Here is a 14924-nt window from a genome sequence, read left to right on the forward strand (position 1 = left end):
GACACCTAAACTCTCAAGTCTAAAGTTTGTGGCATCGGTGGTGCCTCATCAATGGTTACATGCGAAGACAATAACGCTTCCCACGACTCGCTGTGCGTCAGCAATTCTGCTAAAGCTGTTTCAAAATATTCGTAATCCAGTCGCCTAATGTTAATGAGTCGGTTTAAACATAGGACATGTCGGTGGTTATCTAAACTAAAAAATAACTGGTGCTCAGGCCAGTGATAATTAAAGGCCAAGAAAGAACGATAAAGATCGGAATTTACAATTTGAAGGCCAACAATCTCAGCTTCGAGCTGCAGAGTTGTCGATTCAGGATGAAAGATGATATGCACCCTTAGATTATCATCAAAGGCTAAGCTTACTTCATTTTCCGTTAGATGCAGTGCAGGCAAGCCTATTTGATGAGCAAACTTTAGCAAAATCTCATCGATAGTTTGGCGTGCTGACATAGGAATAGTCCCTTTTGAAATTTTATCAAGGAAAATATTAGATGTATCTCTTCATGTTTATCAATATTAGTCGGTTGTTATTATATTTTGGCTTTTAAATGTGTTGAGAGAAATAGAACGGAAAAATTAAATGTGTTCAGATGCATATCTTAATGGCAATGATATATATGAATATCACTTTTCTCTAATGAACTTCAATTAAGGAAGGAATGAAAGAGAACAGAAACTGCTTTTGAAATTACAGTCCATGTTAACTACGTGTTGTTGAAAAATGCGATTTATTGTCCGCTTGTAGTATAAATATAAGTTGATCTTTTATATTTTTACATAAAGAATTGTGTGAATTTCAAATGAGCTAGATTATATAAAATACGTTTATGGGGTCATAATGAACAATTCTATATGGGCTGGTTTTATTGGGTTATTCATACTGAGTGGGTGCAGTCAGACTGTGTCCGTCAATAGGGTGGATGGCTTTGATACACAGAGTCAGGCATCAGTCTATGGTTGGGTTTCTGTCGACGGCTACTTTCCACCTTCGATTACTTCTCTTGAAGTGGAAATATGTAAAGTTATTGATAATCAATGTCTTAGATCGGCATCTCAGAGCTACCAAGGCGTTCAGTTGCCTGTGCAGTATTCGTTTTTAATTGCACCAATTCAAGCTGGTGAAGGAAAAATGAAGATTATTGGAAAGCTTTATTCAAACGGTGAGCTCGTTGCGGAAAAAGAAAAGAACTATTTATTTTTAGAGGGAAATAAACAAGAAAACTTGATTCTTGTTCCAAAAATAAACAGATAAAATTTTAAGTACTACATTTTTATTAGAATTTTCTAATTTATAAAAATAAAGACCATATCTTTCCTTTTGTGAAAGATTTGTTGTCTTTTATAAACATTAATTACATGACTTTGAAGTCATCGGGTCAGTTGTTTTTTAGACTCATACTTGTTGCAAAAACAGTATTTTTTATGATTATATCTCGCTCCTTGAACACGTTGGCTTGGCGTTTTAGGCTATAAAACATACATTTTTATGATTTTGGAAATTTAATTTTGTTCTCGAAACGATGCCGAAATCTATTTAATTGTATTCTAATGTATAACAAAACAACCAAACTTAAATAACGAAATGATATTTAAGTTTTGGCTAATGATAAACGCTATCTGATAAAAATAATAAAGACGGACAGCAGAAATTTACTAAGTCAAACTTTTACCTTTAGGTAAAGGTAATGCTTGGGTTATTCGCTAATTATTCGGGGGGTATGGTAAGTGATAGAACTTCTATGCTCTTTTCTTTGCTTCTTTAATTCATACAGCAGTACTTAGAAATAACAACAATCAAAGTAGTGCTTTGAAAGTTTCTCAACATTTGCACTGAGAAACTCAAAATAATGAAGGGTAGAAAATGGATGTGTCAGGCCAACTAAACTCAGAAAGGGTCGACTCGAGTTCACGAAAAATTCGTAGTTTTTCCTGCTATGAAAAATCTGACGAAGTATTTCACTCAGACCAGTCTCACATTGTTGTCGTTCACAATGGTCAGCTTCGAGTTCAAACAGGTGATTGCACAATCGATGTTGCTGCAGAAAATGGGGTATTTCTATCTCAAGGGGATTACTTGTTAGAGTACTCTCCGCTAGATGGGGCATACAAAGCGTCGATTATTGCTTACGACAATGAACTCGTTAGTCAGTTGCTGCAAAAACACAGTGATCTCTTGATGATGCTGCCTAAGGTAGACAAAGTTTGTTCTGGTTTGTTTACTTTTGGTTTGAACATACTCGTTGAACAAGTGCTTTCTAGCATGCAGACGCTTGAGCAACAAGCGTACCCTGATGCCATTATGTGCCTAAAATACGAAGAACTACTCATTCTCTTGCTACACAGCAAAGGAGGAGAATCACTGTATGCGTTGCTGTCACAACAAACAAACCGTACGTCGGAACGGTTACGTCGATTTATGGAACAGCATTACTTAAAAGAATGGAAGTTGACAGACTACGCGCAGGAGTTTGGTGCCAGCTTAACCACTTTTAAAGAGCTTTTTAATGAGCACTATGGCATTTCTCCAAGAGCCTGGATCAGTGAGCGTCGACTACTGCATGCTCATAAACTGCTGTTGACGAGTAAGATGAGCATCGTAGATGTGGCGATGGAGGCAGGGTTTTCCAGTCAGTCTTACTTTACGCAGAGTTACCGTCGTCGTTTTGGAACGACCCCAAGCCGCGTACGTTCGGGAGACGATCAAGTGGCTATCGCGAAATGAAATGACTTGGGACTAAAATTTTCTGACTAATTTTGAAAGTCACTCACCAGTGTAAATTCTATTATGTATCGTGTAACAACGAACGATTAAAAATTATTACATCTCTTTCTTTCTGGATTGTTCGAAAGGGGTGCGGAGACGAACATAAATGAAAAAGCAGCATTGGCGACGCCGTTCGCTTTTTCCAGACAGCATAGTGACACAGCGGAAAGTGACTGTTTTACAAAGAGGAGCTCGTTATGAAAGCGCCTCGAAACCTACGCAGGATCTCAATGTTGTGCACGTCAATCACCGACAATTGTTGAGTGAAGGCGTCATAAATTATGAGCAGTTATCTTTACTTCAACGCTTGTTGGATAGAAATGTCGTCGATAGCCTGTGCGCTAGCCAGTTAGTAAAAACGTATCAAAAACTTGGTGCTTCGATAGACCGGTTTGCCATGCGTTTATTTTTGGAAATTGGATCGCAGCTCAGTGATAGCAGCACAATCACAACGTTCGAACAAAGGCTGGACTACATCAACTCTCGTCTGGGCTTTCGCTTTAATTTGGCTGTCCCAAAAACGTTGATGCTTTGTTTCCATTTATCACTCAACGAGTGGATTAACCGACAAGTCGATCAAAGTGCTCTTCATGCTTCGATTAAAGTTGAACAACTTATCAATCAACTCGATATTCAGAAGGAATATTGGTCGAAGCTATCAGGGGAAGACACCAGTGCCGTCTTTGTTCAACAGCAACTCGATCTCATTAAGAGCCAGCAGCATCAACTTAAAAAGCAACTTGGGACGTTAAGCGAACAACAGTTGCAAGTGATTGAATGTCATCGTTCGTTAATTGAGAAGTGGCAACCGTCCTTAGACGAGCTTAAAGGGTTCGCAGAGTACACTTCTACGACTGCTCAGTTTATCTCTGAGTGGAAAAAGTGGTGTTCGGAAGTTCGACTTGAAGCTCCTGAGCTGAACGAAGTCTGGGATGCATGTGATGTGGTTTACAACGACCAAAATGCGGTTGCGAAAGTATGGCAGTGGTTCAAGAGCATGCAAATTGTTGGCGACATCGATCACTACTATTTTGACACTCAAAGCGGCCAGTGCGGCCAGGCTTGCAATCACCTCAGCCAGATTTAAATAGGGCGTTAAATGTTAGATAAGATGATGAAATCTTTAGCGGAAACGCTAAAGGTAGGGGGGTTTATTGCCTCAGAAAATGGCTCTTACAACATCGAGGTTGATCAGTTGTCACTGACCATCAAACAACACGCATCATGGTTTTTATGGGAAGCGGCTTTACCTTTCCAGTTTAAAGAGCATCTAGATTATCAACAAGAACAAGCGTTGCAACGTTGCATGCAGCTCTCATTAAAAACAATCCGTGAAGATGGCTGCGTACTAACAGCGAATGATGATCAGCAGCTGATTTTGCAAAGCAAAGTGAGGATCGAGGACTGTTCGATTGAGCTGTTCTCTTCTTTGCTTTCCAAGCACGTTAATCTATGTGAGCGTTATATGGCATTATTGGAGCACGAGCGCGTGAACCACACGATTAATCATAATGTGTGGTTGCCATGATGCGAAAAGTCTTTCCGAACATCAGACGTGCTGCCACAAAGATACTGTTGTGTGCTGTGAGCTTTGCTCCGTTGGGATTCGCACAAGCAACAGACTTACACTGGCCCGAACAACCATTCCGATACTATGCAGATAACGACTCATTAAAAGAGTTGTTGAATAACTTTGGCGCAAACTATCGCGTTTCGGTTTCTGTGAGTGACAAAGTTAATGATCGAGTGAGTGGACGTTTTACTCCTGATGATCCGGCTGAGTTCCTCGACTACTTATCGCAAGTCTATAACTTGATGTGGTATTTCGATGGTGCCGTCTTACATGTCTATAAGGCGACAGAAACGCGCTCACGTTTACTCCAATTAGAATTATTGACCGCCAGAGAGCTACGAAGCACGTTAATTTCCACTGGAGTGTGGGATTCGCGCTATGGGTGGAGAGCCGCTGAAAGTAAAGGGTTGGTTTATCTTGCAGGTCCTCCACGTTATGTCGACTTAGTTGTACAAACAGCCGAAGCATTAGAAACGCGCCTGCTGCAGAAGTCGAATTCAACCGACGAGTTATTCGTTGAAATAATTCCTTTGAAGTACGCTTCTGCAACGGATAGAGAAATTGCATATCGAGATCAGACCATTACGGTTCCTGGTATCGCATCGGTTTTAAAGCGAGTCGTGTCTGGTGTTCAAACTCAAGTGACGAGTGCGTCGAACAAAGAAGTTACCAGTTCAGATAAGCCTGTAAAAAGCAATAAAACCGCCTCAGTTCATGGCGGAGCAACGGTTGAAGCAGAGCCGGGCCTTAATGCGATTATTGTTCGTGATACTCAAGCGCGATTACCGCTCTATCGCAAACTGGTCGCTCAATTGGACCAACCGCAATCAAGAATTGAAGTTGCGTTATCGATTGTCGACATCAGTGCCAACGATTTAAGTCAGTTAGGCGTGGATTGGCGAGCGGGAGTGTCTGTCGGAAATAATCGAATTGTTGATATAAAAACAACAGGGGATGTGAGTTCGGGTGATGTGACTCTCGGCAGCGGACAAAATTTTAAGTCTTTGCTTGATTCAACCAATCTGAATTACCTGTTGGCTCAAATCCGATTATTGGAATCTCAAGGCAGTGCTCAAGTGGTTTCAAGACCAACACTGTTAACCCAAGAAAATGTCGAAGCGGTACTGAACAACAGCAGCACGTTTTACGTCAAGCTGGTTGGTAAAGAGACCGCAGCACTGGAAGAGGTCACGTATGGCACGTTACTGAGAATTGTCCCGCGTATCGTTGGTGACAGGTTTGCTGCCCGACCAGAAATCAATCTGAGCCTTCATCTCGAAGACGGGGCAAAGATTACCGATGGTGGTGTCGACGACCTTCCTTCCGTTCGTAAAACTGAAATCAGTACCTTGGCGACGGTGAAGCAAGGACAGAGCTTGCTCATCGGTGGTGTGTACCGAGATGAAGTGAGTCATCAGTTACGTAAAGTACCACTGTTGGGAGACATTCCATATTTAGGTGCGTTGTTTAGAAGTAATACCAACACTAAACGCCGCACGGTGCGCATGTTTATTCTAGAACCGCGAATCGTTGTGGATGGTATTGGCGATAGTGTGTTGATTGGTAATGAGTACGATCTGCGACCAAGCATTGGCAAGCTCAACAACATTTCCAACAACAGTGCTGAATTTAAATCGGTCGTCGAAGTGTATAGCTGCACATCAAAGACTCAAGCAGAGCGCTATCAGCAAGACTTATTGTCGCAGCAACAGTCGTCTCAATTGACGCAGTGCCAATTGCCGACAGGGCAAAAGGGTTGGCGTGTAAAAGTATTGGAATGCGATGACTCACAAAGTGAGTGTGTGCGTCCATCAGAGGAGCCTTAACCGCGATGCAGCAATGGAAAATTCGTATTTTATCAGGCGTGCATTCCGGAGTTGAAGTCACCTTACCTGAGGGCGCTCTTGTGCTTGGCAGTGACGACTTTATCGCAGATCTCGTGCTGTCTGATGCTGGGGTCGAAGCTAACCATTTCACGTTGGTTTGCCAGCAAGACTCGGTTATTTTACGAGGCTGCAAAGAGGCAAATATTAACGGTGAAAACATCTCTGTTGAAGATGATGGGATCGAGTTGTCACGCCATGCCGTTGTCTCTGTAGGCGTTGTGAAGTTCGCACTGGGGTACGCAGAAGATGCGTTAATCGTGAGTAACGTCAGCGACGAATCTAGCGAACAGGATGCACCTGTTGTTGCTGTACAACGCTCTAGCTGGAAAAAAACAACGCTCATCGCCTTGCTTTGTAGTTTTGTCCCGAGTGTCATTTTTGCTGGTATGTGGTACAGCCAAGCTAACGGAAACAATAATGAGACTGTCACAGAAGCAGAACCCATTGTTTTGGTGCGCAACATCTTAGGCGAGATCAAACTTAGCGACGTTCGTGTGGAATGGAATGCCGCCGCACGCCAAGCGGTTTTGGAAGGTTATGTTGAAGATCGAACTCAGAAACTCGATCTGCTTGGTCGAATTGATGTACTAGGTATCAATTACAAAAGTGACTTAAGAACGATGGAAGAAATCCGTCGCGGGGTTCGATTTATTTTGCGAAACCTCGGCTATCACCAGGTGAAAGTCGAAAATGGGGATGAGACGGGCACACTGTTACTGACGGGTTATATCGATGATGCAAGCCGCTGGAACCAAGTTGAGCAAATTTTAGAGCGAGACGTACCGGGCCTAGTAGCGTGGAAGGTTGAACTGCAAAGAGCGGGTGCCTACATGGATACGCTAAAAGCCTTATTGACGGATGCAGAGCTACTGAAAAAAGTCCAGTTGGTTACCAGCGGTGATCGCATCGAAGTACGCGGGGAACTTGATGATATCGAAACGACTCGATTTTACGGTGTGACTCGAGACTTCCGGGAACAATATGGTGAGAAACCGTACTTAGTTTTGAAATCCATACCTAAGGTGAGTAAAGGCACCAACATCGATTTCCCGTTTCGTAGCGTTAACTTTGGCCAGGTTCCATATGTGATTCTGACCGATAACGTTCGCTATATGGTCGGTGCAAGAACGCCTCAGGGCTATCGAATATCCAGTGTTACACCTGCTGGTATTGAGTTGGTTAAAGGCGGGCGGGTGATAACAATAGAACTTGGATATGAAGGCGAGACGAACAATGACAAATCTTGAACAAATTTTAAATAACGACACAAACGGTGCGGAAGTGCACAAGATTAAGAGCAAGCTCTTAGAAGCACAAGCGGTGGTGAAACGTCAGTTGGATTTAGGGTGCTCACCACAGCAGTACCAATTGCTACTCAAACAGTATGAAGCTTACACCGCCGCACATGCGGTCGTTGAATCATACGAAGCGAACTAAAAATACGAGGAAGTCTTATGTCATTTTACGATGCTAGTAACAGTGTAAACCTTGATGATGTTAAAACTAAGTTAGAAAAACAAGCGAAAGATGCCAACACAGAAGTGACGACTGCCATCAAGAACCTAGAAACAAACGCCGATGATCCATCTAAGCTGGCTGAACTTCAGCACGCGATCAACAAATGGTCTGTTGTTTACAACATCAATGCGACCACCACTCGTGCGATTAAAGATGTGATGCAGTCGATTCTCCAGAAGGTATAAAGCATGGAACGAGAAATGCGCCAATTGCTGGCTGAAATTGCGCTGATGGCAACCGGTATGCATCGTCATCAAGAAGCTAATACGATAGCGGACGGCCTTGAAGCAAGCTCTGGTTCTGAAGAGACCGTGGTGATGATTCGTGCAATGAGCCTTATGAATAAAGGCTTGTACGAAGAGGCTCATCAATTGCTCGAACCACTTTGCAACGCCTATCCAGATCTGATCAGTTTAGCGGCCCTTGCTTCCGCCAAAGCTGGTTTATTGAGCAAAGCGGAAAGTTGGGTAGAACTCGCATCACAGGGAAGCGAAGAAAGCCAAGCATTTGCTGCAAGCTTTTCTCAGGACATTAGGAACCTTGGATGATCGTTGATTCAAGTAATCTAACTCTTCAGCCTCAACCTCTGCGCCAATCGGAGTCGCGCCATTATGAGCGGAGCGATGAAGATAAGATGAATGTGCTCATGGAGCGTAATGCCAAGCAAGCGGAAGCCTCACACGCCTCTCCAAAAGAGACGTTAGAGAAAACAGAAGCGAAACTGGCGGACATCAAAGCGTGGTATGAATCACTAAAAGAAGCAGATGTTGTCAGTAAACAAAGCGTCTTATCATCGTTGAATGAAGCGTTCTCCGATCCTCAAGTTAAACGAGAGGCAATGTGGTACGCCTTTTATGAGGCGAAGAGTGCAAAGGGCACCGAACACCCGCAAGCCGATTTATTAAAGGTGTTGAAGCAGGAGTTGCTAGGGGATTTTTCGGGCCAGCTTATTGCCGAGCCACCTGTCGATAAAGCAGCACTTAAAGAAATGTTGGCGCAGCATTTTCCACTTGGTGCCCAGAAAGAACAAGCCTTGTGGCACTGCTGGGCTGAGTTGAAGTCGTTACCTGGTATGGCATCAACACTGGACATGGTTCGTGATGAGCTTAGCTTCATGATTCAAAAAAATGCGATGGTGAAAAACATCGTGACTCATAGTCACAAGTTAGATTTGTCTTAGGAGTACATATGATAAACACGCAGTACACCGAGGTGATGCAAACCAACATTGATAAGTTGCAGGATGCACAAGTCGAGGACGGTTTAAGTGAACGTTTCGAACAAGCTATGTCGGTTCCCGAGGCGAATAATGGCTTGGAGGGCGGTTTGCTCGAAAACATCAGCGAGTTAAAAAATACTATCGATAACGCGAAAAGTAACCTGCAAGACAACATGAAGATGGTGGGTGATGATCCGGCGCAATTACTGCAAATGCAGTGGGCACTGACGCGCATTACTTTTCAAGAAGAGCTGATCGCGAAAACCGTGGGTAAAACCACACAAAATGTAGAAACCTTATTGAAGGCACAATAGTGATGATGAATAAAATGAGAGCGGTTTTCATCATGCTCACGTTGTTTCTGGTGGGGTGTCAGACCGAGCTGTACACCAACGTAACTCAGAAAGAGGGGAATGAGATGTTGTCGATCTTATTATCCGAAGGTGTCGTTGCAACAAAAGAACCTGACAAAGACAACACCGTCAAGTTAATGGTAGACAGTTCTCAAATCGCCTTCGCTGTAGACGCGCTGAAGCGAAAAGGGTATCCAAGAGAGCAGTTTTCTACATTGAAAGAGGTGTTTCCCAAAGACGATTTGATCTCGTCGCCATTAGCAGAACGAGCACGTTTGGTGTACGCGAAATCTCAAGAACTTTCTTCAACCTTATCTCAGATTGATGGCGTGCTGGTGGCACGTGTTCATGTTGTTTTGGAAGATCAAGATCTACGTCCAGGAGAGCGTCCAACGCCTGCATCTGCCTCTGTGTTTATTAAACACGCGGCGGATATTGCGCTTGATTCGTATGTTCCGCAGATCAAATTATTGGTGAACAACAGTATTGAGGGGTTGAATTACGATCGAATCAGCGTAGTGATGGTACCCTCATCAGAGGTACGAGTTGCTACTCAAAACAATCAATTTAAAAGCATTTTGTCGGTTCAGGTCACCAAAGAGACGGCGAATAATTTTGTCGCCATCCTGGTGTTCTTGGTAGCTGCGCTTATCGGTTCAAATATCGCTACTTTTACTTGGTGCCGCAGGAACACAAAGCGTGGTTAAACCAGAAACACCACTCGCGCAGGTACAACATCAATTTAACTACGCGCCTTGCCAATACATCCATAAAAGTTGGATAGAACAGAAACAGCCTTGGTTATTAAATATTGAAGGTTGGAGAGATAACCCCATGTTTAACCAATGGTGCATAAATGAGTGGGCGTTATCTCCAGTTCCAGAGACGGCTTTTAACAAACCTTGCCATAGCTTGGCGTTGCTCCCAGCGGATGCGTTGAATCAACTCGTATTGATGGTGGGCGGAGCTTTACATTGTGTGGCAATGCGAGGCGTTGTTTTAAAACATCCGAAACAGGTTCTGAACAACGTCTTTGGATTGGAAGGCGCTCGGTTCTTGATTCAAAACGGGCCGATGTTGTTATCCAGTTGGCCGCAAGGTTGGCAACATCCGTTGCCAGAATCATTGGATGAGCGGTCTGTTGAAGCAAAAATGCAAGCGCTTGGGTACTCCTGGATAAGGTTTGTTTTAGTTAACTCGCCAGAAGACATTGTCCTGCGTTTGCAATTCAAACTAGAACAGCAGCTCAGCGAGAGTACGGAAATGGCTAGCTGGTTGGCAAAAGATCAGCGAGATCTGGCGTATCGACTCACAAAAAAAATCGCAAAACAGGTTATTCCCCAATGGTTTCATTTGTTGAAATAAAAACAGACAACTTGCAGCTGGCACCTGGCTTAAAGGTGCTGAAAGCGAAAGATTATGCCAGTTATCTTGATTCGCAACACTTAGTTGAAGCCGCGAACTCCAAAGCTGAAAGCATAATTGCTAATGCCCAACAAGCCTACGAAACTGAAAAACAACGTGGTTATCAGGATGGCCTTGCACAAGCCAAGATTGAAAATGCGCAAACGATGGTTGAAACCCTAGCGCGTTGTAATGATTACTATCAGCAAGTCGAAGAAAAAATGACAGGCGTGGTGTTAGAAGCGGTACGTAAGATCATCGATACCTTTGATGATGTCGATACCACGGTGAGCGTCGTGCGAGAAGCGTTGCAATTGGTGAGCAACCAAAAGCAGGTCATTTTACATGTCCATCCAGAGCAGGTTGTTGATGTGAGGGAAAAGGTGGCTGGTGTACTGAGTGATTACCCTGAAGTCGGTTACGTTGACGTGGTAGCAGACGCTCGCTTGAAAAATGGAGGCTGCATTTTGGAAACTGAAGTCGGGATCATCGACGCCAGTATTGATGGACAGTTGCATGCATTAAAGCAAGCGATGGTGAAGCAGCTCAGTGAGCGTAAAATTACGATTCATGAATAAATCTTAAAAACTCAGCACTTGCTGAGTTTTTTCATTTTAATGCCTTTAAACAAAAAAAATCCGACCATTTCTAAAATATTCACTGTCATAAATCCTTAAGAATACACCTAAGAAAGCTGCTTAGTTGATAAGTGTTGCAACCAAGCAGCGCCCCTAAAACAACAAAAATAGGATTATTTAGTCGAATGGCTAATGGATTTATAACTTCTTTACTGACAGATTTTGCCAGCCGCTGCCAACTGGAGTCGCTGGTTTTTGATGAGGATGATTGTTGTCATCTACTCATTGAGCAAAATACAGCAATCACAATTCGCGCACAAGAAGATCGCCTGACACTTATTGGGCTAATTTCAGGCGATAAGCCGAGTGATGATGTTTTGCATCAACATATGAAAGATGCCTTAACGCAAGGCTCTCCAGCGGTATTCTGGGAGGCAGAAACGGGATACATCGGTTTCATACACCTGCACCAGCATCTGTTAACTGCTTCTTTTCTTGATGAATCATTAGCGAATTTCATCGAATGGCTAAAAAGTGCGAACACGCAAAAAGTAACCAATAAAACAACCGAAGTCCCGGTAACGAGTACTACTCATTTTTCCACATTAAGGGTTTAAAACATGATCAGTTTTGGAAGTGTTAGCGCATTGCAGGCTGCCATGCCGCAAGCTCGCAACGAGATACTTAACGAAGGCAAGCTGAGTATTGGTGGCAAAGAATACCAAATCAATGCAGCGACCCAAGAATTTACTCGCGCCAATCCTACGAATGGTGCGGTAGCGCGATTTTTTGAAGCGACAGGAAAACTGTTTCGCGAAGGTAGCCCACAATCGGTAGCGAAAGCCCTTACAAAAGCCGTATTTGATAATGAGCAAGGACAAGCTCAGCGTTTACAAGCTGCTTCTTCTGTTGAGCATGGACAAATGTTCTTCAAAGATGGAAGCATAAAAACCGCATCAGATGTATTAAATGCATTCGCGAAATTGGATAGCAAAACGGTCCAATCGCACTCTGCTGAGCTAAACCAGTTAGCGGAGCGAGCAATGACAGAATCAATGCTAGAAACCGATTCTGGTAAAAACCTCACATCACTGATTGGCGAAAGTGCAGCGAAGTCGCTTGCTGGACGTGTAGTAAAAGACTATGGCGGTGGTGTGTCTGCAGCGCAAAAAAATCCAGCAGGTAGCATCACTCAAATGCAAGCGGTGTTTGATATGGAGGTGATGCATCTTAAATCGGCGCAACGCCATATCGAAGGTCTAGCAAGCACCGATCTAAGCCAAGGTGTATACGCTGAAGGACTGGCAGAGGACGCGTTTAACAAAAGTGGCGTCACCGATAATGTCGAACGAGCTGCGGCGTGGATCATTAATGCTTCTAACTCTAAAGGAAACGATGCCGAAAACATTACGTCTTTACTTAAAGAGTACGCGTCTAATGGTAAAGACTTATTGAATATGGACAACTTAAAAGAGCTACACGCTCGATTGGTACCTGATGTTGAACGTGACTACCGAGGGCCAAATATTTCGGGTGGTACTTTGCCTTCAAGTATTGGCGGTGAGGGCATGTTAAAGCAGCACATTGAAGGCTTTTTGAAAGAGAACCCTGTAGAAGATAAAGACTTAGGTAAACATTTGTTCGCCGGAGTTATCGGGTACCATGGCTTTACCGATGGAAATGGTCGCATGGGGCGCATGCTATACGCGATAGCAGAACTTCGTAACGACTCATTCAATCCTTTGGCTATGAACGCAGAGAACAGCCTTCACGGCATCAAGTAATTTTTCTCTTCTATTCCAATTTTAGAGCGGCGATTGCCGCTCTTTTCTTATTTCTTTATCCAACTTATTCTTCATTTTTCTACCTCGCTAAAAACGGCTAATAGCAATAAAATTGAGACGTTTAAATAAAGCTCTTGTGTCTATCACGCCATAAAATCGCTCTTATCCTTATGAGCTTATTTAAATAAGCCGTTATACCCAAGTCGTCTCGCTGCATCAGATATTTCGAGGCTACTTAGGTATGTTAAATTAGACAGGACACAACATGGATACAGGAAAGATTAATATGCTTCTCTCTGAACTAGGAGAAGTGCTGAAACTTGAACGCGTGACAGCGTATGACGATCAAATGTGGTCACTGCATTTTGCTGAAAATAACAGTGTCGATGTTCTGCTCGTGGAGGAAAAAGGCGAGTTGTTGATTTCTAAAAACCTGCACATAGAACAAGAGGATATTACGTTAGACAAACTTCAAGTTTTACTTGAATACAACTTCTTATATCGAGAAACCGGCGGTGTGCAGTTTTGCGTTAATCCAACCACTAAAGATGTGGTTCTTCAGGTTGCCATCGCGGCCGAGAGTGAACTCACCAATATTGCTAACTTGATGATTCAACTGAATGAGCTAGTGGATACTTGGGCTCAGCTATTTCAGAACAATACGGTTGTAGATTTTAGCCAAACAGACGTACACGCATTTATTCAGGTTTAAGGCATTACACATGGTCAATATTAATACATCGCAAATGCACTCGTTGAGTCAGTTAACATCCCATTTGGCGACACAAAATCAATCTGACGATAAAGAGGTTCGAGCGCATAATGGCAAAGATATTTTTGTTAAAGAAGGGGCTCCCAAAAATAAAAGCGTCAGTGCGCGTATTAGCCACCAGAATAAAGCGAAAGACATTGTGGTGAATCTGCTCACGAAGCAGGGCATTCCTAAAGACGTTGCGAAGCTGATGCTGAAAAATGTGTTGAACGGTGAAAACAAGTTAACGCTTGGTAGTCTGAAAAACCTAGAGAGATTGTCGTCTGGTCCTAGCTCACATTGGCCAGCCGCGCAAACGGCCTCTTCTTCCAAAACCAATAAAGCTTCATCGAGTGTCGCGCTGATCAACGAACATAAAGCTAACCTTCAAAAGCTTGGTGATTTTGCCTGTACAGACTTAAATACATTTGGTGTAAAAGGTTCGCAGTTTTATGAAACCAAAGGAAAGCCTAGACTAGAAGCGCTTCACGCGAATCAAGCGCGAATCATGCAAGATCAACGAGCGACTATGTCCGCAAACGGAGTTCAAGCTGCAGCACAAAGAGGAACCGCACCGCAATTAAGCACCCTACAGAACATTGCTAAGGCAGTACAAAACGCGAAAGCCGGCTGCTGTACTACATTTGCCTTTGCTGCCGCGGCTGAGATGATTCAAGGCATGTCAGGCACACCTGAAGGTGAGCCTAAAGTAGAAGTGGTTGCGTTTAAAAAGGGTCATTCAGGTACACACCTTTATGTACTGGTTGGTCGACAAGAGGGGAGTGATATCAAAGATCCATCAACATGGAGTAAGGATGTGAAAATTGTTGATCCTTGGGCAACATCCGCATTCGGTGCACCAATGTTTGGAGATGCGCAACGACCACCTGTTTCGAATATGTTCCCGCCAACAGAAGTCATTTTTGATAGTCATAAACTGGGTTAGTCGCTCTGCAAAAGAAGTAAGCAAACACATAATGCTAGTCATCCAACCTTTATTGAAAGAGCAGCCGTGAGCTGCTCTTTTTTATTACTCTGGCAACTCATTTTTACAGCGAGATTTCTGCGAAAAACCTCACAATGAAGGCGAAA

At 43.4% G+C, this 14924-nt stretch carries 19 protein-coding genes; 18 read left to right on the forward strand and 1 reads right to left on the reverse strand.

Annotated elements, in window-relative coordinates; all coding sequences use genetic code 11:
• Window positions 1-5: 5 nt before the first annotated feature.
• Window positions 6-452: a type III secretion system regulatory chaperone ExsC gene (exsC, locus tag NDJ01_RS02860; protein ID WP_005377174.1), complete on the reverse strand. Its 447-nt coding sequence runs from the start codon at window positions 450-452 to the stop codon at window positions 6-8.
• A 388-nt stretch (window positions 453-840) separates the two neighbouring features.
• Between exsC and NDJ01_RS02865 the strand changes: the two genes are divergently transcribed.
• The 18 genes from NDJ01_RS02865 (at window position 841) to vopR (ending at window position 14778) form a co-directional block, all read left to right on the forward strand.
• Window positions 841-1254, forward strand: coding sequence for a YscW family type III secretion system pilotin (locus NDJ01_RS02865; RefSeq protein ID WP_258586225.1), 414 nt, complete (start codon window positions 841-843; stop codon window positions 1252-1254).
• Between the two features lie 609 nt (window positions 1255-1863).
• Window positions 1864-2724: an AraC family transcriptional regulator gene (locus NDJ01_RS02870; RefSeq protein ID WP_005377191.1), complete on the forward strand. Its 861-nt coding sequence runs from the start codon at window positions 1864-1866 to the stop codon at window positions 2722-2724.
• Between the two features lie 148 nt (window positions 2725-2872).
• The gene (locus NDJ01_RS02875) at window positions 2873-3853 is read left to right on the forward strand and encodes a T3SS regulon anti-activator ExsD domain-containing protein (RefSeq protein ID WP_258586226.1); all 981 of its coding nucleotides are present in this window, start codon (window positions 2873-2875) and stop codon (window positions 3851-3853) included.
• 12 nt (window positions 3854-3865) lie between these two features.
• Window positions 3866-4294, forward strand: a complete 429-nt coding sequence (locus NDJ01_RS02880; RefSeq protein WP_047009834.1) for a YscB family type III secretion system chaperone — start codon at window positions 3866-3868, stop codon at window positions 4292-4294.
• On the forward strand, window positions 4291-6165 hold the full coding sequence (sctC, locus tag NDJ01_RS02885) for a type III secretion system outer membrane ring subunit SctC (RefSeq protein WP_047009833.1): 1875 nt from the start codon (window positions 4291-4293) through the stop codon (window positions 6163-6165). The genes NDJ01_RS02880 and sctC overlap by 4 nt, the downstream gene beginning before the upstream one ends.
• 5 nt (window positions 6166-6170) lie before the next feature.
• Window positions 6171-7472: a type III secretion system inner membrane ring subunit SctD gene (sctD, locus tag NDJ01_RS02890; protein ID WP_047009832.1), complete on the forward strand. Its 1302-nt coding sequence runs from the start codon at window positions 6171-6173 to the stop codon at window positions 7470-7472.
• Window positions 7459-7662 carry an EscE/YscE/SsaE family type III secretion system needle protein co-chaperone gene (locus NDJ01_RS02895; RefSeq protein ID WP_005377198.1) on the forward strand — a complete coding sequence of 68 codons (204 nt, stop codon included), beginning with the start codon at window positions 7459-7461 and terminating at the stop codon, window positions 7660-7662. The genes sctD and NDJ01_RS02895 overlap by 14 nt, the downstream gene beginning before the upstream one ends.
• A 17-nt stretch (window positions 7663-7679) precedes the next feature.
• Complete coding sequence (gene sctF / locus NDJ01_RS02900; protein WP_047009831.1) at window positions 7680-7928, forward strand: type III secretion system needle filament subunit SctF; 249 nt, start codon at window positions 7680-7682, stop codon at window positions 7926-7928.
• Between the two features lie 3 nt (window positions 7929-7931).
• Window positions 7932-8291, forward strand: coding sequence for a YscG family type III secretion system chaperone (locus NDJ01_RS02905; protein ID WP_047009830.1), 360 nt, complete (start codon window positions 7932-7934; stop codon window positions 8289-8291).
• Complete coding sequence (locus NDJ01_RS02910; protein WP_114322285.1) at window positions 8288-8923, forward strand: YopR family T3SS polymerization control protein; 636 nt, start codon at window positions 8288-8290, stop codon at window positions 8921-8923. The genes NDJ01_RS02905 and NDJ01_RS02910 overlap by 4 nt, the downstream gene beginning before the upstream one ends.
• An 8-nt stretch (window positions 8924-8931) precedes the next feature.
• Window positions 8932-9276 carry a SctI family type III secretion system inner rod subunit VscI gene (gene vscI, locus NDJ01_RS02915; protein ID WP_005377202.1) on the forward strand — a complete coding sequence of 115 codons (345 nt, stop codon included), beginning with the start codon at window positions 8932-8934 and terminating at the stop codon, window positions 9274-9276.
• Window positions 9276-10022: a type III secretion system inner membrane ring lipoprotein SctJ gene (sctJ, locus tag NDJ01_RS02920; RefSeq protein ID WP_086015689.1), complete on the forward strand. Its 747-nt coding sequence runs from the start codon at window positions 9276-9278 to the stop codon at window positions 10020-10022. Before vscI ends, sctJ begins: the two co-directional genes overlap by 1 nt.
• Window positions 10015-10680, forward strand: coding sequence for a SctK family type III secretion system sorting platform protein VscK (gene vscK / locus NDJ01_RS02925; protein ID WP_257889344.1), 666 nt, complete (start codon window positions 10015-10017; stop codon window positions 10678-10680). The genes sctJ and vscK overlap by 8 nt, the downstream gene beginning before the upstream one ends.
• Window positions 10659-11297, forward strand: a complete 639-nt coding sequence (locus NDJ01_RS02930) for an HrpE/YscL family type III secretion apparatus protein (RefSeq protein WP_006741524.1) — start codon at window positions 10659-10661, stop codon at window positions 11295-11297. The genes vscK and NDJ01_RS02930 overlap by 22 nt, the downstream gene beginning before the upstream one ends.
• A 185-nt stretch (window positions 11298-11482) precedes the next feature.
• Window positions 11483-11914, forward strand: a complete 432-nt coding sequence (locus tag NDJ01_RS02935) for a CesT family type III secretion system chaperone (protein WP_047009825.1) — start codon at window positions 11483-11485, stop codon at window positions 11912-11914.
• Between the two features lie 3 nt (window positions 11915-11917).
• A complete protein-coding gene (locus NDJ01_RS02940) occupies window positions 11918-13081 on the forward strand; it encodes a VopS family T3SS effector adenosine monophosphate-protein transferase (protein ID WP_258586227.1) in 1164 nt (387 codons plus the stop codon).
• Window positions 13082-13346: 265 nt separating this feature from the next.
• Window positions 13347-13793 carry a type III secretion system chaperone gene (locus NDJ01_RS02945; protein WP_048626459.1) on the forward strand — a complete coding sequence of 149 codons (447 nt, stop codon included), beginning with the start codon at window positions 13347-13349 and terminating at the stop codon, window positions 13791-13793.
• Between the two features lie 10 nt (window positions 13794-13803).
• Window positions 13804-14778: a type III secretion system effector VopR gene (gene vopR / locus NDJ01_RS02950; protein ID WP_258586228.1), complete on the forward strand. Its 975-nt coding sequence runs from the start codon at window positions 13804-13806 to the stop codon at window positions 14776-14778.
• Window positions 14779-14924: the final 146 nt, after the last annotated feature.

This window comes from Vibrio sp. HS-50-1 (assembly GCF_024747315.1).
GTDB classification, from domain to species: domain Bacteria; phylum Pseudomonadota; class Gammaproteobacteria; order Enterobacterales; family Vibrionaceae; genus Vibrio; species Vibrio diabolicus.